This window comes from Kluyvera chengduensis (assembly GCF_044197065.1).
Taxonomy (GTDB): domain Bacteria; phylum Pseudomonadota; class Gammaproteobacteria; order Enterobacterales; family Enterobacteriaceae; genus Kluyvera; species Kluyvera ascorbata_C.
On record NZ_JBIQOI010000002.1, the window covers coordinates 966857 to 989131 of the forward strand.

20 protein-coding genes are annotated in these 22275 nt (G+C 56.5%); 12 read left to right on the forward strand and 8 right to left on the reverse strand.

Features of this window, described 5'->3' with window-relative positions; genetic code table 11:
• Positions 1 to 187 precede the first annotated feature (187 nt).
• On the forward strand, positions 188 to 295 hold the full coding sequence (locus ACH1XZ_RS23360; RefSeq protein ID WP_438268729.1) for a hypothetical protein: 108 nt from the start codon (positions 188 to 190) through the stop codon (positions 293 to 295).
• Positions 296 to 499: 204 nt separating this feature from the next.
• On the forward strand, positions 500 to 1783 hold the full coding sequence (gene gltA, locus ACH1XZ_RS10190) for a citrate synthase (protein ID WP_395595436.1): 1284 nt from the start codon (positions 500 to 502) through the stop codon (positions 1781 to 1783).
• A 154-nt stretch (positions 1784 to 1937) separates the two neighbouring features.
• On the opposite strand, the gene nei is transcribed toward gltA, so the two are convergent.
• The 6 genes from nei to ACH1XZ_RS10220 all read right to left on the reverse strand — a co-directional run bounded on the left by nei (position 1938) and on the right by ACH1XZ_RS10220 (position 6354).
• A complete protein-coding gene (nei, locus tag ACH1XZ_RS10195; RefSeq protein WP_395595437.1) occupies positions 1938 to 2729 on the reverse strand; it encodes an endonuclease VIII in 792 nt (263 codons plus the stop codon).
• Positions 2730 to 2876: 147 nt separating this feature from the next.
• The gene (locus ACH1XZ_RS10200) at positions 2877 to 3032 is read right to left on the reverse strand and encodes a Hok/Gef family protein (RefSeq protein ID WP_395595438.1); all 156 of its coding nucleotides are present in this window, start codon (positions 3030 to 3032) and stop codon (positions 2877 to 2879) included.
• A 256-nt stretch (positions 3033 to 3288) separates the two neighbouring features.
• Positions 3289 to 4023: a 5-oxoprolinase subunit PxpA gene (gene pxpA / locus ACH1XZ_RS10205; RefSeq protein ID WP_395595588.1), complete on the reverse strand. Its 735-nt coding sequence runs from the start codon at positions 4021 to 4023 to the stop codon at positions 3289 to 3291.
• The gene (gene pxpC, locus ACH1XZ_RS10210; RefSeq protein ID WP_395595439.1) at positions 4013 to 4945 is read right to left on the reverse strand and encodes a 5-oxoprolinase subunit PxpC; all 933 of its coding nucleotides are present in this window, start codon (positions 4943 to 4945) and stop codon (positions 4013 to 4015) included. The genes pxpA and pxpC overlap by 11 nt, the downstream gene beginning before the upstream one ends.
• Positions 4939 to 5595, reverse strand: a complete 657-nt coding sequence (gene pxpB, locus ACH1XZ_RS10215; protein WP_395595440.1) for a 5-oxoprolinase subunit PxpB — start codon at positions 5593 to 5595, stop codon at positions 4939 to 4941. Before pxpB ends, pxpC begins: the two co-directional genes overlap by 7 nt.
• A 15-nt stretch (positions 5596 to 5610) precedes the next feature.
• Positions 5611 to 6354 (reverse strand): type 2 GTP cyclohydrolase I, encoded by a 744-nt coding sequence (locus tag ACH1XZ_RS10220; RefSeq protein ID WP_395595441.1) that lies wholly within the window; start codon positions 6352 to 6354, stop codon positions 5611 to 5613.
• Between the two features lie 281 nt (positions 6355 to 6635).
• On the opposite strand from ACH1XZ_RS10220, the gene dtpD reads away from it, so the two are divergent.
• A complete protein-coding gene (gene dtpD, locus ACH1XZ_RS10225) occupies positions 6636 to 8117 on the forward strand; it encodes a dipeptide permease DtpD (RefSeq protein WP_395595442.1) in 1482 nt (493 codons plus the stop codon).
• A gap of 58 nt (positions 8118 to 8175) precedes the next feature.
• On the opposite strand, the gene phrB is transcribed toward dtpD, so the two are convergent.
• Both phrB and ACH1XZ_RS10235 read right to left on the reverse strand, forming a co-directional pair.
• On the reverse strand, positions 8176 to 9597 hold the full coding sequence (gene phrB, locus ACH1XZ_RS10230) for a deoxyribodipyrimidine photo-lyase (RefSeq protein WP_395595443.1): 1422 nt from the start codon (positions 9595 to 9597) through the stop codon (positions 8176 to 8178).
• Between the two features lie 202 nt (positions 9598 to 9799).
• A complete protein-coding gene (locus ACH1XZ_RS10235) occupies positions 9800 to 10006 on the reverse strand; it encodes a YbfA family protein (RefSeq protein ID WP_035892708.1) in 207 nt (68 codons plus the stop codon).
• Positions 10007 to 10312: 306 nt separating this feature from the next.
• Between ACH1XZ_RS10235 and kdpF the strand changes: the two genes are divergently transcribed.
• The 9 genes from kdpF to potE all read left to right on the forward strand — a co-directional run bounded on the left by kdpF (position 10313) and on the right by potE (position 22250).
• Entirely contained in the window at positions 10313 to 10402 is a 90-nt protein-coding gene (gene kdpF, locus ACH1XZ_RS10240; RefSeq protein ID WP_035892707.1) for a K(+)-transporting ATPase subunit F, read from the forward strand.
• A complete protein-coding gene (gene kdpA / locus ACH1XZ_RS10245; RefSeq protein WP_395595444.1) occupies positions 10403 to 12082 on the forward strand; it encodes a potassium-transporting ATPase subunit KdpA in 1680 nt (559 codons plus the stop codon).
• 20 nt (positions 12083 to 12102) lie between these two features.
• Positions 12103 to 14151, forward strand: coding sequence for a potassium-transporting ATPase subunit KdpB (gene kdpB, locus ACH1XZ_RS10250; protein ID WP_395595445.1), 2049 nt, complete (start codon positions 12103 to 12105; stop codon positions 14149 to 14151).
• A gap of 10 nt (positions 14152 to 14161) precedes the next feature.
• Positions 14162 to 14737, forward strand: coding sequence for a potassium-transporting ATPase subunit KdpC (gene kdpC, locus ACH1XZ_RS10255; RefSeq protein ID WP_395595446.1), 576 nt, complete (start codon positions 14162 to 14164; stop codon positions 14735 to 14737).
• Between the two features lie 2 nt (positions 14738 to 14739).
• Positions 14740 to 17427, forward strand: a complete 2688-nt coding sequence (kdpD, locus tag ACH1XZ_RS10260; protein WP_395595589.1) for a two-component system sensor histidine kinase KdpD — start codon at positions 14740 to 14742, stop codon at positions 17425 to 17427.
• The gene (gene kdpE, locus ACH1XZ_RS10265; protein ID WP_395595447.1) at positions 17424 to 18101 is read left to right on the forward strand and encodes a two-component system response regulator KdpE; all 678 of its coding nucleotides are present in this window, start codon (positions 17424 to 17426) and stop codon (positions 18099 to 18101) included. The genes kdpD and kdpE overlap by 4 nt, the downstream gene beginning before the upstream one ends.
• Before the next feature lie 279 nt (positions 18102 to 18380).
• Positions 18381 to 18485: a leader peptide SpeFL gene (gene speFL, locus ACH1XZ_RS10270; protein WP_106875989.1), complete on the forward strand. Its 105-nt coding sequence runs from the start codon at positions 18381 to 18383 to the stop codon at positions 18483 to 18485.
• Between the two features lie 256 nt (positions 18486 to 18741).
• Positions 18742 to 20937: an ornithine decarboxylase SpeF gene (gene speF / locus ACH1XZ_RS10275; RefSeq protein WP_395595448.1), complete on the forward strand. Its 2196-nt coding sequence runs from the start codon at positions 18742 to 18744 to the stop codon at positions 20935 to 20937.
• Positions 20934 to 22250 (forward strand): putrescine-ornithine antiporter, encoded by a 1317-nt coding sequence (gene potE / locus ACH1XZ_RS10280; protein ID WP_395595449.1) that lies wholly within the window; start codon positions 20934 to 20936, stop codon positions 22248 to 22250. Before speF ends, potE begins: the two co-directional genes overlap by 4 nt.
• Positions 22251 to 22275 lie beyond the last annotated feature (25 nt).

Below are 22275 nucleotides of genomic sequence, written 5' to 3' on the forward strand. Positions count from 1 at the left end.
TATTCCGGAGACCTGGCGGCAGTATAGGCCGTTCACAAAATCATTACAATTAACCTACATATAGTTTGTCCGGTTTTATGCAGAACAGTGATCATGCTCACGATTAAAACAATTTTTTAAAAATTAATCACGTGATTTGACAAATATTAAACATTATTGTTACAACCATCACCTGTAAAAGCATATAATGCTCAAAAGTTATGGGGTCACTCTTTCACCTGATAATAAGTTATGTAACAGTGTGACGGTATTGACCGAATTAATCAGGACAGTTATTAGTGTTGTACAGGTTTGAATCATCGGATTGCTAAGACCCTGATTTGCTGTTGTTTCACTGTAGATTAGACGTGCACCGTCAAGCGCCCTTGCTCTGTACCCTCGCTTTATCTCTACAGCAGAGCCGTGAGCCAAATAACAAACTGGCAACGTCGAAATATGTTTTGAATTGCAAATCCGGCATCCAGCAGTCTTAAGCAAAAAGGCGCTAAGGAGACCGTAAATGGCTGATACGAAGGCAAAAATCACTATACCAGGTGATACTGCTATTGAACTGGATGTGCTAAAAGGCACGCTCGGTCAGGATGTTCTTGATATCCGTAGTCTGGGTTCGAAAGGCATTTTTACCTTTGACCCTGGTTTTACCTCTACCGCATCTTGCGAGTCTAAGATTACTTTTATTGATGGCGACGAAGGGATCTTGCTGCACCGCGGCTTCCCTATCGATCAGTTAGCCACAGAATCTAACTATCTCGAAGTGTGCTACATCCTGCTGTACGGTGAAAAACCGTCCCAGGCTGAATTTGACGAGTTCACCACGACCGTGACTCGCCACACCATGATCCACGAGCAGATCACCCGTTTATTCCATGCGTTCCGTCGCGACTCTCACCCGATGGCGGTGATGTGCGGGATTACCGGTGCGCTGGCGGCGTTCTATCACGACTCTCTGGATGTGAATAACCCGCGTCACCGCGAAATTGCCGCATTCCGTCTGCTGTCGAAAATGCCGACCATGGCCGCAATGTGCTACAAATATTCCATCGGTCAGCCGTTTATTTATCCACGCAACGACCTCTCCTACGCCGGTAACTTCCTGCGTATGATGTTCGCGACCCCATGCGAAGATTACGAAGTGAACCCGGTTCTGGAACGCGCGATGGATCGTATTCTGATCCTGCACGCTGACCATGAGCAGAACGCGTCCACCTCTACCGTCCGTACCGCCGGTTCTTCTGGTGCGAACCCGTTCGCGTGTATCGCGGCCGGTATTGCTTCTCTGTGGGGGCCAGCACACGGCGGCGCCAACGAAGCGGCACTGAAGATGCTCGAGGAAATTAGCTCCGTTGAGCACATCCCTGAGTTCGTACGTCGTGCGAAAGATAAGAATGACTCTTTCCGCCTGATGGGCTTCGGTCACCGCGTGTACAAGAACTACGACCCGCGCGCCACCGTAATGCGTGAAACCTGCCACGAAGTGCTGAAAGAACTGGGCACCAAAGACGATCTGCTGGAAGTGGCAATGGAGCTTGAGCACATTGCGCTGAACGACCCGTACTTCATCGAGAAGAAACTGTACCCGAACGTTGATTTCTACTCCGGCATCATCCTGAAAGCGATGGGTATCCCATCGTCCATGTTTACCGTTATCTTCGCGATGGCGCGTACCATTGGCTGGATTGCTCACTGGAACGAAATGCACACCGACGGCATGAAAATTGCGCGTCCTCGTCAGCTGTACACCGGCTACGAGCAGCGTGATTTCAAATCAGACCTCAAGAAGTAATCGAGGGTTTGAGTGTAAAAAAGCGCCTTCGGGCGCTTTTTTTATGGCAGTAACTCCGCAGCCGCTTGCCCATCCCGTAGGCCTGATAAGCAAAGCGCCATCAGGCAATATCAGCGCGCGTTGCCGGATGGCGGCTACGCCTTATCCGGCCTACTTAACGCTGGCACCCCGGACACCAATAAAATGGCCTTGAGGACAGCATTGTCTTCTCAATCACCCCGCCGCAGCGTTCACACGTTTCGCCATCGCGATGAAACACCTTAAAGCGGAACAGCGCGCCGTGGTGCTTGTTATCATCCACCTGCCCGCGCGTGTTGTAGGAGAGTCGAGGAATATCGAGCAGCGCATGCGACAGTGCTTCGAGCTGCTGTTCATCGAGCTGTGACGCTTTATGGTTCCCGGTTAACCCCACCTGCCAGAGGATCTCAACCCGCAGATAATTACCGAGCCCCGCGAGAAACGCCTGGTCCAGTAACAGGCCAGAGAACTGGCGGTTGCGGAATGTTGCCGACAACAGCCGCGCTTTAACCGTTTCCGGCGTTAAGGTCATATCAAGTACATCGGGCCCGACGCGCAGTAAAAATGGGTGCGTTTTCACCTGCTCTGGCGTGAGCATCTCAATATCGGAAGCGCTGTAGAGCAGAATGGCTTTATCCGCCGTTTGTAATTTGACCCGTAGTACCCGCGTGGTGTCCGGCATCTCCCCGGCGTTAACCACTCGCCACACGCCGTAAAGCTGATTGTGGCTATAGAGCGTCAGGCCACCGGAAAAATGAGTCAGCAAGGCTTTACCGCGGGTTTCAACGTGGGTGACGTGCTGGCCGATCAGGGTGGGGGCATAAGAGGATAATTCGGGGTACGCAAACCAGACTTCGGTCAACGGCTTACCCTGAATGGCCTTTTCCAGGCTGTCCGCCGCCCGGCGGATCTCTGGACCTTCAGGCATAGTGATTACTCCCTTTCGATCGTCAAGGGAGCAATATTATCAATAATACGTTTGGCTCGCACACGGCGCGTCGAAGAAAAAAAGAACGGGTGCATGAGGAAAGTAACCACACCGCAAAGTGGCGGGGATAACTCCCCGCCGGCGCTCTTACTTAACAGATTCGTAAGCTGTGAAGACAGCGAGCTCCGCGTGGCCGGTTCGGAGCCGAACCTCGCAGAGATCTTCTCTTGTAACCAGCACCACCAGAATGAAAGTGATACAGATAACAATCAGGGCGATAACCATCGCCTTTTGCTGCTTCATAGCCTGCTACTCCTTGACCCGAAGGACGGTAAGAGGCTAATCTTAATGTGTGTGGCATTAGATTTGGCCTCAGATTAATGTTTAACGTCCGCTAAGACGTTGAAGGTTATCTGGGGCTTTTCTCTATCTGCCTTTCGGCTAATGCCTGAGACAAATAGCCTCAAGCACCCGACGAAAGTGTACTGCAATACCTATCCATTTCAGCCTTGATGAATTCCTAAATACCGGCGGGTTTGTCGGTACTCCTTCAATAACATTATGCCGTTATCTGAATCCCCTGCGCGGTAAATTCGCGCCGCAGACGGCGAGCAAACGCCAGTGCATGCGCGCCGTCACCGTGCAGGCAAACCGTTTCCGCCGTCACGTTGGCCCACTTTCCGTCCACGCTTCTCACCCGCCCACGCTGCACCATTTCCAGCGTTTGCGCCAACGCCTGGTCTTCATCGGTAATCAGCGCACCGGGCTGGCTGCGCGGTACCAGAGCACCGTCAGACTGATAGCCGCGGTCGGCAAACACTTCCTGGCGCGTGGCGAGTCCGTGACGCGTTCCGGCGTGGATCAGTTCACTACCCGCCAGGCCGACCAGAATCAGCGTCGGATTAACCGCGAACACCGCCTTAGCGATAGCATCCGCTAACGCGGGGTCTTTTGCGGCCTGGTTATAGAGCATGCCGTGCGGCTTCACGTGGCGCAGCACGCCGCCCTCAGCCTGGACAATCGCCGACAGTGCGCCGATTTGGTACAACGTTTGCGCGTAGACCGTCTCCGGCGGTAGCTGCATCGCGGTACGGCCAAAATTTTCCCGGTCGGGGAAGCTTGGGTGCGCTCCCACGGCCACGCCATTTTTCAGCGCGGCACGTACACAGGTCAGCATCGTGCTGGCATCCCCGGCATGAAAACCGCAGGCGATATTGGCCGATGACACCAGCGTGAGCAATTCTGCATCGCTAGCCGCACCTTCACCGAGGTCCGCGTTAAAATCAATCCTCATCATTCAGTCGCCAGGCTAGTTGTTCCAGATAGCGCAGTTGATCGTGCCGCGCTTTTAGCGCCTCTTCCAATGAGCATTGGATAAAGTGAATTGGCTGTCCCAGCGGGATTTGCGCCAGTTGGAACATGTCTGCCTCAATAATGCAGGCGATACGCGGGTACCCGCCGGTGGTCTGCGCATCGTTCATCAACACAATAGGCTGGCCATTGTGTGGCACTTGAACCACGCCAGGCACCAGACCGTGAGACACCAGCTCGCGCACGTTGTCACGCACCAGCGGCTGCCCTTTCAGACGATAGCCCATGCGATTGCTTTGCGGGCTTAACTGCCACGGAGAACGCCAGAAGGTTTCCTGAGATATGGCGCTAAACTCCTGATACTCTGGCCCCGGCAGCGCACGAATACGGTTGCTGGCGATAAGCGGCTTGACGCCGCGCGGTTCACGGAACGTGCGCACAGGTTTCCCCAGCGGAAGTACATCTCCATCCTGCAAACGACGGCCTTCAAAGCCGCCGATACCAACGTTCAGATCGGTACTGCGCGAGCCCATCACAGCAGGTACATCTATGCCGCCTGCCAACGCCAGATAGCTGCGAATACCGTGCTGTGGGCGATTGAGCTTGAGCGTCTGCCCGGCTTTCGCCCAGTGCCGCCAGCCGCTCCAGACCACCTCACCGTCAAGCGTCGCTTCGCAGCCTGCTCCGGTCAGGGCAAACCAGCCTTCACGAGAAAAGGTAAAGGTTGCCATCCCCAGAGTTATCTCCAGCGCCGCGGCGTTGGCATCATTGCCGACCAGCAGGTTCGCCGTCATCAGCGCCGGTTTATCCAACGCCCCGCAGCGGCTTACGCCGAACTGCCGTAATCCTTCGCGCCCCGCATCCTGCACCGAGGTATACATGCCTGCACGAATCACCTTCAGCATATGCCCTCCTTTTGCGGCACGAAGCGCACCGTATCACCCGGGCGCAGTAAAATCGGTTCCTCACGATTGGGCGAGAACAGCGGCAGAGAAGTGCGGCCAATCAGCTGCCAGCCGCCCGGCGTGGCCAGAGGATAAATCCCGGTCTGCTGACCACCTATACCTACGGAACCCGCGGGCACCTTTAACCGCGGCTCGGCGCGGCGTGGCATTCTCAAGGGTTCCGGCAGCCCACCGAGATAAGGAAAACCCGGCTGGAAACCGAGGAACCACACCACGTAGTCAACCGATGCGTGCAGCTCAACCACCTGCCGTGGCGTCAGGCCGCTGATGCGGGCCACATCAGGAAGATCAGGCCCCTGCTCGCCGCCATAAATCACGGGAATATCGATGGCCCGGAATTCAGGCTCCAGAGCTTCGCTCTCTTCCCACCAGCGCTGAAGACGCTCAATCGCATCCAGCGCCAGGCGATGCGGGTCGCGTAGCGTCACCGTGATATTGTTCATGCCCGGAATGACGTCCACCACGTCCGGCAACGTTGCCGCTCGCTGTGCCAAACGCCAGACTCGTTTCTGCGCCGCCAGCGTCACCGGCGGCTCCAGCTCCAGTACGACAGCCGTCTCACCTAACAGATAACAACGCGCTCGCTGCACTTTATTCCCTCATCATCAGGCCGGATTGGGGATGTCCACGAAGGTAACATCCAGATCGGTCGTTTCAGTGAGCCACTCGCTCAGGGCGCGAATACCGCCGCGCTCCGTGGCATGGTGGCCCGCTGCATAAAAGTGTAGCCCCTGCTCACGGGCGGAATGAATGGTCTGTTCTGAAACTTCACCGGTAATAAACGCATCAACGCCAAACCGAGCCGCGCTGTCAATAAAGCCCTGACCGCCGCCCGTGCACCACGCCACGCGGGAGACTTTATCCGGCCCGGTATCCCCGCTCCACAGCGGTTTACGCCCCAAACGGGCTTCAATCCACGACGCCAGCTCCAGACCCGACACCGGCATTGACAGTTCACCCCACGGCACCAGCGATTCGATTTCCCCCATCACGTTGATACCAAGAAGCTGTGCCAACTGGACGTTGTTGCCCAATTCAGGATGCGCGTCCAGCGGCAGATGCCAGCCATAGAGGTTAATGTCGTTTTCCAGCAGCGCTTTCAGTCGGTTACGTTTCATACCGCGAATCACCGGCGACTCGCCTTTCCAGAAGTAACCGTGATGCACGATCACCGCATCCGCCTGCTGACGCACAGCTTCATCAATCAGCGCCTGGCTGGCAGTCACGCCAGTCACAATTTTCTGCACCGCTTCACGCCCTTCAACCTGTAGGCCGTTAGGGGCGTAATCGCTGAAGGCGGCGCTATTGAGTTTTTCATTAATCAATTGTTCTAGTTCGGTATTTTTCATCGTCGCTCTCTTCAAAAGTGATGCTCTACTACAGGATAAAATAGCGTCCCCAGCGCGTTGCGTCGATACACAATTCGTTAACCTCTTTCCAGGGCCGCTTAATTACGCGCAATAAGTGCTTAAACAACACAATTTGTCTGTTTTTGTATCGCCAAAATCATGTATATTTATGCAACCATACCGCATATTACAAAGATAATACGATTATCGTCGTATTATTACATAAATGAAACAAAGCCTTGCGTAGCGTGATGTTGCCGGGTTTCGAGGTCTAATTGGTAATGAATAAATCACATTCGCAGCCTAAGGCAATTTACTACGTTGTCGCGCTGCAAATTTGGGAATACTTTAGTTTCTACGGCATGCGCGCACTGCTGATCCTGTATCTCACCAACCAACTGAAATACAACGATACCCACGCTTACGAGCTGTTCAGCGCCTACTGTTCACTGGTTTATGTCACGCCAATTCTTGGCGGCTATCTGGCGGATAAAGTGCTCGGTAACCGAATGGCGGTGATGCTGGGCGCCCTGCTGATGGTCATCGGCCATATGGTGCTCGGAGCCAGCGAAGTGGCACCAATGTTCCTCTACCTGTCGCTGGCGATTATCGTCTGCGGCTACGGGCTATTTAAATCCAACATCAGCTGCCTGCTGGGTGAACTGTACGAACCGACCGATCCACGTCGTGACGGCGGCTTCTCGCTGCTTTATGCGGCAGGTAACGTCGGTTCTATTGTCGCGCCTATCGCCTGTGGTTTCGCCCAGGAACAGTATAGCTGGGCCATGGGCTTCACCCTGGCGGCAGTAGGTATGCTGGCGGGTCTGGTTATCTTTATCAGCGGTCGTCGTCACTTTGCCCACACCGCCGGTGTGAACAAAGAAGTGCTGTGCGCGAAGAAGTTCCTGCTACCAAACTGGGGCTGGCTGCTGGTGCTGCTGGTGGTTGCGCCGCTGTTTATTACCGTGCTGTTCTGGAAAGAGTGGTCGGTGTATGCGCTGATCGTGGCGTCGATTATTGGTCTGGTGGTGCTGGCAAAAATTTATCGCCGCGCCGAAACCGCCGAACAGCGTAAAGACCTGCGTTTGATTGTCGTACTGACCTTCTTTAGCCTGCTGTTCTGGGCGTTTGCTCAGCAGGGCGGCAGCTCCATCAGCCTCTATATCGACCGTTTCGTTAACCGTAACGTGCTGGGCTATGAAGTGCCAACCGCGATGTTCCAGTCGGTGAATGCCTTTGCCGTAATGCTGTGCGGGATCGTGCTGGCCTGGCTGATTAAAGAGAAAGTGACCAACAACCGCGATCTGCGCCTGTGGGGCAAATACGCGTTAGGCCTGGGTCTGATGAGCGCAGGCTTCTGCATTCTGACCCTAAGCGCGCGGTTGTCCGCAAGCTACGGTCACTCCTCCATGCCGCTGATGCTGCTGGGGCTGTCGGTGATGGGCTTTGCCGAGCTGTTTATCGACCCGGTGGCGATGTCGCAAATCACCCGTATCCAAATCCCGGGCGTCACCGGCGTGCTGACCGGCATCTATATGCTGCTCTCCGGCGCGGTGGCAAACTACGTGGCGGGGATTATTGCCGACCAGACCTCTCAGGGTTCGTTCGACTCTGCGGGCGCGGTGGATTACTCCATCCACGCCTATATTGATGTGTTCGATCAGATAACCTGGGGCGCGCTGGCCTGCGTCGCCGTGGTGTTGGTTATCTGGCTGTACCATTCGGTGAAAGTGCGCTCCCGCCGCCTTGCCGCCGAAGCGTAACCTCATCCCGTAGCCCGGACGAGGCGCGCCAGCGCCGACTCCGGGATTTCCTCCCGTATCACACCTCGTTCTTTTTCGCCGCTTCATAGGCAGCAAGCGTCGCCACCCTCGCCTCAGCGTGATCGACAATCGGTCGCGGATAGTGAATCTCAACGCCCTGCTTATCTGCCCACGCCCACGGCTGGTGAATTGCCTTATCCGGCACGTCGGCAAGCTCAGGCAGCCACTCGCGGATAAACGCCCCACCTTTATCAAAGCGCTCGCCCTGTGTCGTCGGGTTAAAGATGCGAAAATAAGGCGCCGCGTCCGTTCCCGTTGAGGCCGCCCACTGCCAGCCGCCGTTGTTAGCCGCCAGGCAGCCGTCCACCAGTTGCGACATAAAATACTGTTCACCCTGCCGCCAGTCGATCAGCAAATCTTTGACCAGGAAGCTGGCGACTATCATCCGCAACCGATTATGCATCCAGCCGGTGGCATTAAGCTGCCGCATCGCCGCATCCACTATCGGGTAGCCGGTACGCCCTTCTTGCCAGGCAGTAAGCGCGTCAGACGGCTCGTGCCAGCGCACGCGATCGGTCCAGTCAATAAACGGGCGATGTTTGCAAAGCCGAGGGAAGTAGGTCATCAAATGGCGGTAAAACTCGCGCCAGATAAGCTCATTCAGCCAGACGCTACCCGTGCCGCCGTCCAGTGCTTCGGGCTGTTCCGCCAGCAGCCGATACAGGCACTGGCGAGGTGAAAGCACACCAACGGCCAGGCAGGCCGACAGGCGGCTGGTGCCTTCAATCGACGGGAAATCGCGCTGAGCCTCATATTCACCCGCCCCCTCCTGACAAAAACGGCGAAGCTGGCCGATAGCCGCCTTTTCGTCGGGCGGGAAAAGCGCCGGGTCAAACGGCTGCTGGGGATACTGAAAATGAATAGTGGCGGCGTCGGCCACCGCCGGAGCCGTCCGCGTTTCAGGAGCACGCACGCATTCGGGCATATGCTCTTTCAAGCGCCGCAGCCAGGCATTTTTATACGGCGTGAAGACCTTATACATTTCGTGGTTGCCGGTCATCACCGCGCCGGGCGGTAGGATCACGCTATCATCAAAGCCCTGACACACCGTGTCCGTCAACGCCCGCTCCACGGCGGCATCGCGCTGGCGCTCGTTGAATTCATACTGGTAGTTATAAAAAAGCTGCGTCACCTCGTGCTGCTGGCAAACGGTTTTTACCACCTCAATGCTGGCGGCAAAGTCAGCCACCTCATGAAAAATCAGCGGGATATTTTTCTCTGCCAGCGTCTGGCGCAGCGCGTTCACCTGCGCGGCGATATAGGCCGCCTGGCGCGGCGCCATATGGTGCGCTTTCCACTGTTCGGGGGTGGCGATAAACAGCGCCAGCACCTGCGCATCGGGGTCGCGGCAGGCGGCAGCAAGGGCAAAATTGTCGTGCAGTCGGAGATCGGCGCGAAACCAGACCAGATGGGTAGACATAAATATCCTGAATGTATTCATCTAATACATTCATATTACACAATTATTCGGCACTGCGGTTGGTAGGCCGGATAAAGCGTTTACGCTGCCATCCGGCAATGTGCGGCTCGGCTGCCTGATGGCGCTGCGCTTATCAGGCCTACAAAACAAAAAACCGCCCCTTTGCAGGAGCGGTTCCGTTTATTCATTTACCACGACAATATCAATAGAAGTCGCAGGCGGCCTCTTCAGCCTGTGCCATCCATACCGGCTTATCGCTGGTTTTCGACCAGACGCGGTGCAGATAGCTGTAGAAGCGGGCGCGATCTTTCCAGAACAGCATCACCGGTAATGCGACGATCCCCGCCACCACGGCGAAAGTACGACGTAACAATACGATGTGTGCAGGATATTTTCTATACAGGTCCATATTCTCTCCCCTAAGTTGGCCGGCAACGCACGCCGGAAAATGAAGCTCAGTAATCTGACTAAAAGAGTACCGTTATTTGTGTAATTTTACTACTCATCCGACCACTAAATTTTATGTATTTAGTGTTTATTTACATTCACGCCGTAATTGAGTTACATGATTGTTAAATTAATACTAACCATTAGTTAAATTGTGGGTTACGGTCATTTTTATACTTTTTTTACACCCCGCCATTCTATTTTTGCGAAATTTTTGCACCTAAAAACCTACGCTTAGCGCAATAACTCAACCATCCGGAGGTGGATTGTGACTACAGGCGTAATAGCCGGCACGGTGCTGGTGTTCCTGTTACTGGCGTATCTGGTTTATGCCCTTTTCAAGGCGGAGGCGCTGTAAATGGCTGCTCAAGGATTTTTACTCGTTGCCAGCTTCCTGCTGGTACTGTTTTTGCTCGCCCGCCCGCTTGGCAAAGTGCTGGCCGGGATGATCAACAACACGCCGCTGCCGGGGCTTGCCCGCTGTGAAAGCGGGCTCTGGCGCGTTATGGGCATTTCCAGCCAGGAGATGAGCTGGGGGCACTATACCGTTGCCATCTTGCTGCTGAACCTGGTCGGGCTGCTGGTGCTGTTCGCCATGCTGATGCTACAGGGCGTGCTGCCGCTGAACCCACAAAACCTTCCGGGGCTGTCATGGCACCTGGCGCTCAATACCGCCGTCAGCTTTGTCAGCAACACCAACTGGCAGTCCTATAGTGGTGAAACCACCCTGAGCTATTTCAGCCAGATGGCGGGCCTGACGGTGCAAAACTTCCTCTCTGCCGCTACCGGAATTGCCGTGCTGTTTGCGCTGGTGCGTGCGTTTGCCCGCCACAGCGTGAACACGCTGGGCAACGCGTGGGTCGATATCACCCGCATCACGCTGTGGCTGCTGCTGCCCATTTCTTTGCTGCTGGCGCTGTTCTTCATCCAGCAAGGGGCGTTGCAGAACTTCCTGTCCTACCAGCCGTTTACCACCCTTGAGGGCGCGCATCAGTTGCTGCCAATGGGGCCGGTTGCCTCGCAGGAAGCCATTAAGATGCTCGGCACCAACGGCGGCGGCTTCTTTAACGCCAACTCCTCACATCCGTTTGAGAACCCGACAGCGCTGACCAATTTTGTGCAGATGCTGGCGATTTTCCTCATCCCTGCCGCACTGTGCTTTGCCTTTGGAGAAGCGGTGGGCGATAACCGCCAGGGCCGCGCCATTCTGTGGGCCATGACGCTTATCTTCGTTATCTGCGTGGCGGTGGTGATGTGGGCTGAAACCCGCGGTAACCCGCACCTGCTGGCCTTCGGTGCCGACAGCAGCATCAATATGGAAGGTAAAGAGAGCCGCTTTGGCATTCTTGCCAGCAGCCTGTACGCCGTGGTGACCACCGCCGCCTCCTGCGGTGCGGTCAACGCGATGCATGATTCCTTTACTGCGCTTGGCGGCATGATCCCGCTGTGGCTGATGCAGATTGGTGAAGTGGTGTTCGGCGGCGTAGGTTCTGGCCTCTACGGCATGCTGCTGTTCGTGATGCTGGCGGTGTTTATTGCCGGTCTGATGATTGGCCGCACCCCGGAATATCTTGGTAAAAAAATCGACGTGCCGGAGATGAAAATGACCGCGCTGGCGATTCTGGTCACCCCGACGTTAGTGCTACTGGGCACCGCGCTGGCAATGATGACCGACGCAGGCCGTAGTGCGATGGCTAACCCCGGCTCACACGGCTTTAGCGAAGTGCTGTACGCCGTGTCGTCTGCGGCGAACAACAACGGTAGCGCTTTTGCCGGTCTTAGCGCCAATTCACCGTTCTGGAACTGCCTGCTGGCGTTCTGCATGTTCGTCGGCCGCTTCGGCGTCATCGTGCCGGTCATGGCGATTGCCGGATCGCTGGTCAGCAAAAAAATCCAGCCCGCTACCCCAGGTACGCTTGCCACCCATGACGCGCTGTTTATCGGCCTGCTGATGGGGACCGTGCTGCTGGTCGGCGCCCTGACCTTTATTCCCGCGCTGGCGATTGGCCCTGTTGCGGAACATCTTTCCCTGTTTTGAGTGATGCGGAGCTATTGGTTATGAGTCGTAAACAACTGGCCCTGTTCGAACCCTCACTGGTTCGCCAGGCGTTGATCGATGCCGTGAAGAAACTGAGCCCGACCATTCAGTGGCGTAACCCGGTGATGTTTATCGTCTGGATAGGCAGCGTACTCACCAGCGGGCTGGCCCTCGCCATGGCGCTGGGAACCCTGCCGGGTAACGCCTGGTTTAGCGGCGCTATCGCGCTGTGGCTGTGGTTTACCGTACTGTTCGCTAACTTTGCCGAAGCGATGGCGGAAGGCCGCAGCAAAGCGCAGGCCAACAGCTTGAAAGGGGTCAAGAAAACGTCGTTCGCCCGCAAACTGCGCGAAGCCCGCTATGGTGCCGAGATGGATCATGTCCCGGCAGACGAGCTGCGTAAAGGCGATGTGGTGCTGGTCGAAGCCGGGGATATCATTCCCTGCGACGGCGAGGTCATTGAGGGTGGCGCGTCGGTGGACGAAAGCGCGATAACCGGGGAATCGGCACCGGTTATCCGCGAGTCCGGCGGCGACTTTGCGTCGGTGACCGGCGGGACGCGCATTCTCTCCGACTGGCTAGTAGTGCGCTGTAGCGTCAACCCTGGCGAAACCTTCCTTGACCGGATGATCGCTATGGTTGAAGGTGCGCAGCGTCGTAAAACGCCTAATGAAATTGCCCTGACCATTCTGTTAGTTGCGCTGACTATCGTGTTCCTGCTGGCGACCGCCACCATCTGGCCGTTCTCGGCCTGGAGCGGCACGCCGATTAGCGTCACGGTGCTGGTCGCCCTGCTGGTGTGCCTGATCCCCACCACCATCGGCGGCTTACTCTCCGCCATCGGCGTGGCCGGGATGAGCCGGATGCTGGGCGCCAACGTGATTGCCACCAGCGGCCGTGCGGTAGAAGCGGCGGGCGACGTGGACGTGCTGCTGCTGGATAAAACCGGCACCATCACCCTCGGCAACCGTCAGGCTTCCCAGTTTCTGCCAGCCGATGGCGTGGACGAGAAAACGCTGGCCGATGCCGCGCAGCTTTCATCGCTGGCGGATGAAACGCCAGAAGGCCGCAGCATCGTGGTGCTGGCGAAACAGCGCTTTAATCTGCGCGAGCGGGATCTGCAAACGCTGCATGCCACCTTTGTGCCGTTTACCGCCCAAAGCCGCATGAGCGGGATCAACATCGACAACCGCCTGATCCGTAAAGGCTCCGTCGATGCCATTCGCCGCCATATCGAGAGCAACGGCGGCCGCTTCCCGCAGGACGTGGAGCAAAAAGTCGAAAGCGTTGCCCGTCTGGGCGCCACGCCGCTGGTGGTCGCCGAAGGCGCGCGAGTGCTTGGCGTTATCTCACTGAAAGATATCGTTAAAGGCGGCATTAAAGAGCGCTTCGCTCAGCTGCGCAAAATGGGTATCAAAACGGTGATGATCACCGGTGACAACCGCCTCACCGCGGCGGCCATCGCTGCCGAAGCGGGCGTGGATGATTTCCTCGCTGAAGCCACGCCGGAGGCCAAACTGGCGCTGATTCGCCAGTATCAATCCGAAGGTCGCATGGTGGCGATGACCGGCGACGGCACCAACGATGCCCCGGCGCTGGCGCAGGCCGACGTGGCGGTGGCGATGAACTCCGGGACCCAGGCGGCGAAAGAGGCTGGCAACATGGTGGATCTGGACTCGAACCCCACCAAGCTGATTGAAGTAGTGCATATCGGTAAACAGATGCTGATGACCCGTGGTTCCCTGACCACCTTTAGTATTGCCAACGACGTCGCCAAGTACTTCGCCATCATTCCGGCGGCGTTCGCGGCAAGCTGGCCGCAGCTTGGCGTGCTCAACATCATGCACCTCCACTCGCCAAATTCAGCCATCCTGAGTGCGGTGATTTTTAACGCCCTGATCATCGTCTTCCTGCTGCCGCTGGCGCTGAAAGGGGTGAGCTACCGTCCGCTCTCCGCCTCGGCCATGCTGCGCCGTAACCTGTGGATCTACGGTGCCGGTGGTCTGGTTGTGCCGTTTATTGGCATCAAAGTTATCGATTTACTGCTGACCCTGCTGGGTCTGGTCTGAGGAAATAGCCATGTCTGCATTACGTCCTGCTATCGTGATTTTTCTGTTCCTGGCGCTTATCACCGGAGGGCTCTACCCGCTGCTGACTACCGCGTTGGGGCAGTGGTTCTTCCCGGCACAGTCGGGAGGGTCGTTAATCATCGAAAACCATGAGATTCGCGGATCGTACCTGATCGGCCAGAACTTTACCGATCCCCGCTATTTCCAGGGCCGTCCTTCTGCCACCTCGGACACCCCGGATAACCCGATGGCGTCCGGCGGTAGCAACCTGGCGGGCAGCAACCCGGCGCTGGATAAACTATTCACTGACCGTATCGCCGCCCTGCGTGCCGCTAACCCGGACGCCAGCCATGAAGTCCCGGTTGAACTGGTTACCGCCTCCGCCAGCGGGCTGGACCCCAACCTGACACCAGCCGCCGCACTGTGGCAGATACCGCGTATCGCCAAAGCGCGTAACGTCCCGGCAGAGTGGCTGCGTAAAGAGGTAGAAGCCGCAACGCATTCTCCGCTGCTCGGCTTTCTCGGACAACCTGTGGTAAATATTACTAAGCTGAATATGGCGCTGGATGCCCACAAGGATAACTGATGATGACCGACGAGCCGCTGCGTCCCAACCCGGACCGCCTGCTGGAACAAACCGCCGAAGCGCACCGTGGCAAGCTGAAGATTTTCTTCGGCGCCTGTGCCGGGGTGGGGAAAACCTGGGCGATGCTGGCCGAGGCACAGCGTCTGCGGTCGCAAGGGCTTGATATTCTGGCGGGGGTGGTGGAGACGCACGGGCGTAAAGAGACGGCCTCAATGCTCAGCGGCCTCACCTTCCTGCCGCCAAAGCGCAGCGCCTATCGAGGGCGCTACGTTTATGAGTTCGACCTCGATGCCGCCCTCGCCCGTCGTCCGGCGCTAGTATTGATGGATGAGCTGGCGCACAGCAATGCGCCCGGCTCGCGCCATCCGAAGCGCTGGCAGGATATCGATGAACTGCTGGAGGCGGGCATCGATGTTTTCACCACCGTTAACGTTCAGCATCTGGAAAGCCTCAACGATGTCGTCAGCGGCGTCACCGGTATTCAGGTGCGCGAAACGGTGCCCGACCCCTTCTTTGACGCCGCCGACGAGGTGGTGCTGGTCGACCTTCCCCCGGACGATCTGCGTCAGCGCCTGAACGAAGGTAAGGTCTATCTTGCCGGGCAGGCCGAACGTGCCATCGAGAACTTTTTCCGCAAAGGTAACCTGATTGCCCTGCGCGAGCTGGCGCTGCGCCGCACCGCCGACCGCGTGGACGATCAAATGCGCGCCTGGCGCGATGGACAGGGGCAAGAAAAGGTCTGGCACACCCGCGATGCCATCTTGCTGTGTATCGGCCACCACAGCGGCAGCGAAAAGCTGGTGCGTTCCGCCGCACGCCTGGCGGCTCGCCTTGGCAGCACCTGGCATGCCGTGTATGTCGAAACCCCTACCCTGCACCGTCTGCCCGAACCGCAGCGCCGGGCTATTCTCAACGCCCTGCGTCTGGCGCAGGAGTTAGGTGCCGAAACGGCTACGCTTTCTGAGCCGTCGGAAGAGGCGGCGGTGATCCGCTACGCGCGCGAGCACAACCTCGGCAAAATCGTGATTGGCCGCCAGAAAAAGCGCCACTGGTGGCGAGGGGAACGCTTTGGCGAGCGGCTCGCCCGCCATGCGCCAGAGCTCGATCTGCTGGTTGTCGGCGTCGAAGAATCGCCGCTTCCTTTGCCGGAGCGCGCGCGCGATCAGCGTCCATTTATAGATAAGTGGCGGGTGCAGATTCGCGGCTGTCTGGTGGCGCTGGGGCTGTGCGCCGGTATTACGCTGATTGCCAACCAATGGCTGATGGCCTTTGAGGCCGCCAACCTGGTGATGCTTTATCTGTTGGGCGTGGTGATCGTCGCGCTATTCTACGGCCGCTGGCCGTCAGTGCTCGCCACGGTAATTAACGTGGTCAGCTTCGACCTCTTTTTCATCGCCCCGCGCGGGACGCTTGCCGTCTCCGATGTGCAGTACCTGCTCACCTTCGGCGTGATGCTCACCGTGGGGTTGGTTATCGGTAATCTTACCGCTGGCGTACGTTACCAGGCGCGCGTTGCCCGCTATCGTGAGCAGCGCACCCGTCATCTTTATGAGATGTCCAAAGCGCTTGCCGTGGGCCGCAACGCCCACGATATCGCCCACACCTGTGAACAGTATATTCGCACCACCTTCCACGCTCGCAGCCAGGTACTGATGCCGGATGAACACGGCAAACTGACATCGCTGACCGACCAGGAAGGCATGACCCCGTGGGATGAGGCCATCGCCCACTGGAGCTTTGATAAAGGGCTACCGGCGGGCGCGGGAACCGATACCCTGCCCGGCGTGCCCTACCAGCTCCTGCCGCTGCGCAGCGCTGATAAAACCCACGGGCTTATCGTGGTTGAGCCCAATAACCTGCGCCAACTGATGATCCCCGAACAGCAGCGGCTGCTGGAAACCTTCACCCTGCTGGTTGCCAGCGCGCTGGAACGCCTGGCGCTAACCGAAAGCGAAGCGCAGTCGCGGCTTATCAGCGCCCGCGAGAGCCTGCGCAACTCGCTGCTGGCAGCGCTGTCCCACGATCTGCGAACACCGCTGACCGTGCTGTTCGGCCAGGCGGAGATCCTGACGCTCGACCTCGCCAGCAGCGGCTCGCCGTACGCGCCTCAGGCTAACGAAATTCGCCAGCACGTGCTCAACACCACCCGGCTGGTGAACAATCTGCTGGATATGGCGCGCCTCCAGTCCGGCGGCTTCAATTTGAATAAAGAGTGGCTGACGCTCGAGGAAGTGGTCGGCAGCGCGCTGCGGATGCTGGAGCCGAGCCTTAACGGTCGGCATATCACCCTTTCTCTGCCCGACCCGCTGATGCTGGTCCACATCGACGGCCCGCTGTTTGAGCGCGTGCTGATTAACCTGCTGGAAAACGCCGTGAAATACGCGGGTAGCGAAGCGGAGATCGGTATCACCGCCGCCACCAAAGATGACCATCTGCTGCTCGACGTCTGGGACAGCGGCCCGGGTATTCCTGGCGGGCAGGAAGAACATCTTTTTGCCAAGTTTACCCGTGGGCATAAAGAGTCTGCGACCCCCGGCGTTGGCTTGGGGCTCGCTATCTGCCAGGCGATTATCGATATTCACGGCGGTACGCTCACCGCCAGCAACCGCCCGGAAGGCGGCGCCTGTTTTCGTGTTACACTTACGTTAGAACAACCGCCAGAACTTGATGAGGGACACGACGGCCTGTGACCAGCGTTTTAATTGTTGAAGATGAACAAGCCATCCGCCGCTTTCTGCGCACCGCGCTGGAGGCAGAAGACCTGCGCGTTTTTGACGCTCCCACGCTCCAGCGAGGCCTGCTGGAAGCCGCCACGCGCAAGCCTGATCTGATCATCCTCGACCTCGGCCTGCCCGATGGCGACGGGCTGGATTTTATTCGCGATATTCGTCAGTGGAGCCCGGTGCCGATTATTGTGCTGTCGGCTCGCAGCGAAGAGAGCGATAAAATTGCCGCGCTCGACGCGGGGGCGGATGATTATCTCAGCAAGCCTTTCGGCATTGGCGAACTTCAGGCTCGCCTGCGCGTTGCGCTGCGCCGCCATGCGGGCAGTCAGCAGAACGACCCGGTTGTGACCTTTTCAGATACCACCGTCGACCTCGCCGCGCGTCGTATCACTCGCGGCGGTGACGAGATTCATCTCACCCCAATTGAATTCCGTCTATTGGCGGTGCTACTCAACAACGCGGGAAAAGTGCTCACCCAACGCCAACTGCTTAACCAGGTCTGGGGACCCAACGCCGTAGAACATAGTCACTATTTGCGCATTTATATGGGCCACCTTCGCCAGAAGCTGGAAATAGATCCCGCGCGCCCACAGCATTTATTAACTGAAACCGGAATTGGCTATCGGTTTATGTTATGAATACTTATTCATAATCCCCACACATCTTTATTTATTATTTCACCACAAGATCAACCATAAGCCGCAAAATATTACCGCGGCGTCACCACTCTTATTTAAACTAATTATTAAACAGTTTATTTACAACATTTAAACAAAACAGCATTTAATCCTGGCATCACCCCCACCAATAATGGATAATTTTATTATTGATCTTGTTATATTGATCATCCTCACAGTTTTAAGACCATTCAGAGATAAAATGACTCCGCTTTAAGATATTCATCGGAGGTCTACGAAATGGAAAACAATAACCGATTGATGCCTCATATTCGACGGACAACACATATTATGATGTTTGCCCATCGCAATAGTTTCGATTTTCACTTCTTTAACGCCCGATAAGTCTCCCGACTTCGGGCGCCTCGCAGTTATTCCCTGCTAATACGGGCTTACGCCTGTAGCCAGCGCTCGCTCTGACAAACCTATACCCTAGGGTATAAAGCTTCCGGCCACCGGACCGGCTGGGTTTGCCACATTCCAAAAAAGCTCACGCCCTGACGTTATTGTCAGCGAGGTCGTTTTGCTTTTTTTCCGGCGATATCAATTTCTCATTCGGGAAATTGAGGGACTGCTATTACCTAAAATAAAGAGATGAAAAATGTCTGAATTAAAAATTGCCGTAAGTCGTACTTGCCCGGACTGTTTTACTACCCAGCGTAGTATTATCAATACCTGCGACACTCACTTTATTGATGTTGCGGCTGCCGTATTATCTATTGAAGACGTTGAGTGCGGTAAACTCGATGAAATAGACGCTACGGGTTATAACCTGCCAGTATTTATTGCTATTAATAAAGACCAGATTGTTCCCGCCGAATATCTCTCACGTATTCAAGGGGTATTTGAGCATGACGAAACCCGCAATGACTTCTATGGTCGCCAGCTGGAATCGGCGGCGCACAAGTATGAAGTCAACCTGCGCCCACCGTTCTTTAGCGCACTGGTTGATTACGTGGCGCAGGGTAACAGCGCGTTTGACTGCCCGGGGCATCAGGGGGGTGAATTCTTCCGCCGCCATCCTTCCGGCAACCAGTTTGTTGAATACTTTGGCGAAACCCTGTTCCGCTCTGACCTTTGCAACGCCGACGTGGCAATGGGCGACCTGTTAATCCACGAAGGTGCGCCGTGCATTGCGCAGCAGCACGCGGCCAAAGTATTTAACGCTGATAAAACCTACTTCGTCCTGAACGGTACCTCATCTTCTAACAAAGTGGTGCTGAACGCCCTGCTCACCCCGGGTGATCTGGTGCTGTTTGACCGTAACAACCACAAATCCAACCACCACGGCGCGCTGTTACAGGCCGGGGCCACGCCGATTTATCTGGAAACCGCACGTAACCCGTACGGCTTTATCGGCGGTATCGATGCCCACTGCTTTGAAGAGAGCTATCTGCGTGAACTGATTGCCGAAGTGGCACCAAACCGCGCGCGCAATCAGCGTCCGTTCCGCCTGGCGGTGATTCAGCTAGGCACCTACGACGGCACCATCTATAACGCCCGTCAGGTGGTGGATAAAATTGGTCATCTTTGCGACTACATCCTGTTCGACTCCGCGTGGGTCGGCTATGAACAGTTTATTCCGATGATGGCCGACTGCTCGCCGCTGCTGCTTGAGCTCAACGAAAACGATCCTGGGATTCTGGTCACGCAATCCGTTCACAAACAGCAGGCGGGCTTCTCTCAGACCTCGCAGATCCACAAGAAAGATAGCCATATCAAAGGCCAGCAGCGTTATGTTCCGCATAAACGCCTCAATAACGCCTTTATGATGCACGCCTCCACCAGCCCGTTCTACCCGCTGTTTGCCGCGCTGGACGTTAACGCCCGCATGCATGAAGGTCAGGCAGGCCGCAATATGTGGATGGACTGCGTTGCCAACGGTATCGAAGCACGTAAGCTGATCCTCGATAACTGCCACCATATTCGCCCGTTCGTGCCTGCCGACATTGACGGTAAACCATGGCAGTCCTGGCCGACCGAGACTATTGCTAACGACCTGCGTTTCTTCCACTTTGTACCAGGCGAGCGCTGGCACGGTTTTGAAGGCTACGCCGAACATCAGTACTTTGTCGACCCCTGCAAACTGCTGCTGACCACGCCGGGCATCAACGGTGAAGGTGAATATGACACCTTTGGCGTGCCAGCGACCATTCTGGCGAACTATCTGCGTGAACACGGCGTGGTACCGGAAAAATGTGACCTCAACTCCATCCTGTTCCTGCTGACGCCAGCAGAAGATATGGCCAAACTGCAACAGCTTGTCGCGCTGCTGGTACGTTTCGAAACGCTGCTGGAAGCCGATGCGCCGCTGCAAGAGGTTCTGCCATCGCTCTACGGTCAGCATAAAGACCGCTATGCCGGTTACACCCTGCGCCAGCTGTGTCAGGAAATGCATGACCTGTATGCCCGTCATAACGTGAAACAGCTGCAAAAAGAGATGTTCCGTAAATCACACTTCCCACGTGTCAGCATGAATCCTCAAGATGCCAACTACGCCTACCTTCGTGGTCAGGTTGAGCTGGTACCGCTGTCGATGGCGGAAGGCAAAATCGCCGCTGAAGGTGCCCTGCCGTATCCTCCAGGCGTGCTGTGCGTCGTACCAGGGGAAATCTGGGGTGACTCCGTTCTGCGCTATTTCAAAGCGCTGGAAGAAGGCATCAACCTGCTGCCGGGCTTCGCGCCAGAGCTGCAAGGGGTTTATATCCAGGAACATGACGGCCGCAAAGAAGTGTGGTGCAACGTGATTGAGACTCAGCAGCCGCAGCCTGCCCTGCTGAAAGGGGAGAAATTATGAGCAAAGCCAACAATAAGATGGGTGTTGTTCAGCTCACCATCCTGACGATGGTGAACATGATGGGCTCCGGGATTATCATGCTGCCCACCAAACTCGCTGAAGTCGGCACCATCTCCATTATCTCCTGGCTGGTGACCGCCGTCGGTTCGATGGCGTTGGCCTGGGCGTTTGCAAAATGCGGGATGTTCAGTAAGAAACCCGGTGGCATGGGCGGCTATGCCGAGTATGCCTTTGGTAAGTCGGGCAACTTTATGGCCAACTATACCTACGGGGTTTCACTGCTGATTGCCAACGTCGCTATCGCGATTTCGGCGGTGGGTTACGGCACCGAGCTTTTCGGTGCCGCACTGAGCCCGGTGCAGATCGGGCTCGCCACGATCGGTGTACTGTGGATCTGTACCGTTGCTAACTTCGGCGGTGCGCGCATTACCGGGCAGATCAGTAGCATCACGGTATGGGGCGTGATTATTCCGGTGGTCGGTCTATGCATTATTGGCTGGTACTGGTTCAGCCCGACAATGTACGCCGAATCCTGGAACCCGCACCACGTGCCGTTCTTTAGCGCCGTTGGTTCCTCGATTGCGATGACGCTGTGGGCGTTCCTCGGTCTGGAATCTGCCTGTGCCAACGCCGAAGTGGTGGAAAACCCAGAACGTAACGTGCCGATCGCCGTACTCGGCGGGACGCTCGGGGCAGCGGTGATTTACATCATCTCGACCAACGTGATTGCCGGTATTGTGCCAAACATGGATCTGGCCAACTCCACCGCGCCGTTCGGTCTGGCCTTCGCGCAGATGTTCACCCCGGCAGTCGGGAAAGTGATCATGGCGCTGATGGTGATGTCCTGCTGCGGCTCGCTGCTCGGCTGGCAGTTCACTATTGCTCAGGTGTTCAAATCCTCCGCGGATGAAGGTTACTTCCCGAAAGTCTTCTCCCGCGTCAGCAATGCCGATGCGCCGGTACAGGGGATGCTGGTTATCGTAGTTATCCAGTCCGGACTGTCGCTGATGACCATTAGCCCGTCGCTGAACAACCAGTTCAACGTGCTGGTGAACCTGGCGGTGGTGACCAACATTATTCCGTACATCCTGTCGATGGCTGCACTGGTCATCATTCAGCGGATGGCGAATGTGCCGGTAAACAAAGCGCGCGTGGCGAACTTCGTGGCATTCGTTGGGGCGATGTATAGCTTCTATGCGCTCTACTCTTCCGGCGAAGAAGCGATGCTGTACGGTTCCATCGTGACGTTCCTCGGTTGGACGCTGTACGGTCTGGTCTCACCACGGTTTGAATTGAAGAATAAGCACAGTTAAGTCTGTGCTGGTGTTGCCGGATGGC

What these genes read in the sequence shown, in the direction of transcription:
- ACH1XZ_RS23360 (WP_438268729.1), top strand. Translation starts at nt 188, where the DNA reads ATGCTCAAAAGTTATGGGGTCACTCTTTCACCTGATAATAAGTTATGT.
- gltA (WP_395595436.1), top strand. Translation starts at nt 500, where the DNA reads ATGGCTGATACGAAGGCAAAAATCACTATACCAGGTGATACTGCTATT.
- nei (WP_395595437.1), bottom strand. Translation starts at nt 2,729, where the DNA reads ATGCCTGAAGGTCCAGAGATCCGCCGGGCGGCGGACAGCCTGGAAAAG.
- ACH1XZ_RS10200 (WP_395595438.1), bottom strand. Translation starts at nt 3,032, where the DNA reads ATGAAGCAGCAAAAGGCGATGGTTATCGCCCTGATTGTTATCTGTATC.
- pxpA (WP_395595588.1), bottom strand. Translation starts at nt 4,023, where the DNA reads ATGAGGATTGATTTTAACGCGGACCTCGGTGAAGGTGCGGCTAGCGAT.
- pxpC (WP_395595439.1), bottom strand. Translation starts at nt 4,945, where the DNA reads ATGCTGAAGGTGATTCGTGCAGGCATGTATACCTCGGTGCAGGATGCG.
- ACH1XZ_RS10220 (WP_395595441.1), bottom strand. Translation starts at nt 6,354, where the DNA reads ATGAAAAATACCGAACTAGAACAATTGATTAATGAAAAACTCAATAGC.
- dtpD (WP_395595442.1), top strand. Translation starts at nt 6,636, where the DNA reads ATGAATAAATCACATTCGCAGCCTAAGGCAATTTACTACGTTGTCGCG.
- phrB (WP_395595443.1), bottom strand. Translation starts at nt 9,597, where the DNA reads ATGTCTACCCATCTGGTCTGGTTTCGCGCCGATCTCCGACTGCACGAC.
- ACH1XZ_RS10235 (WP_035892708.1), bottom strand. Translation starts at nt 10,006, where the DNA reads ATGGACCTGTATAGAAAATATCCTGCACACATCGTATTGTTACGTCGT.
- kdpA (WP_395595444.1), top strand. Translation starts at nt 10,403, where the DNA reads ATGGCTGCTCAAGGATTTTTACTCGTTGCCAGCTTCCTGCTGGTACTG.
- kdpB (WP_395595445.1), top strand. Translation starts at nt 12,103, where the DNA reads ATGAGTCGTAAACAACTGGCCCTGTTCGAACCCTCACTGGTTCGCCAG.
- kdpC (WP_395595446.1), top strand. Translation starts at nt 14,162, where the DNA reads ATGTCTGCATTACGTCCTGCTATCGTGATTTTTCTGTTCCTGGCGCTT.
- kdpD (WP_395595589.1), top strand. Translation starts at nt 14,740, where the DNA reads ATGACCGACGAGCCGCTGCGTCCCAACCCGGACCGCCTGCTGGAACAA.
- speFL (WP_106875989.1), top strand. Translation starts at nt 18,381, where the DNA reads ATGGAAAACAATAACCGATTGATGCCTCATATTCGACGGACAACACAT.
- speF (WP_395595448.1), top strand. Translation starts at nt 18,742, where the DNA reads ATGTCTGAATTAAAAATTGCCGTAAGTCGTACTTGCCCGGACTGTTTT.
- potE (WP_395595449.1), top strand. Translation starts at nt 20,934, where the DNA reads ATGAGCAAAGCCAACAATAAGATGGGTGTTGTTCAGCTCACCATCCTG.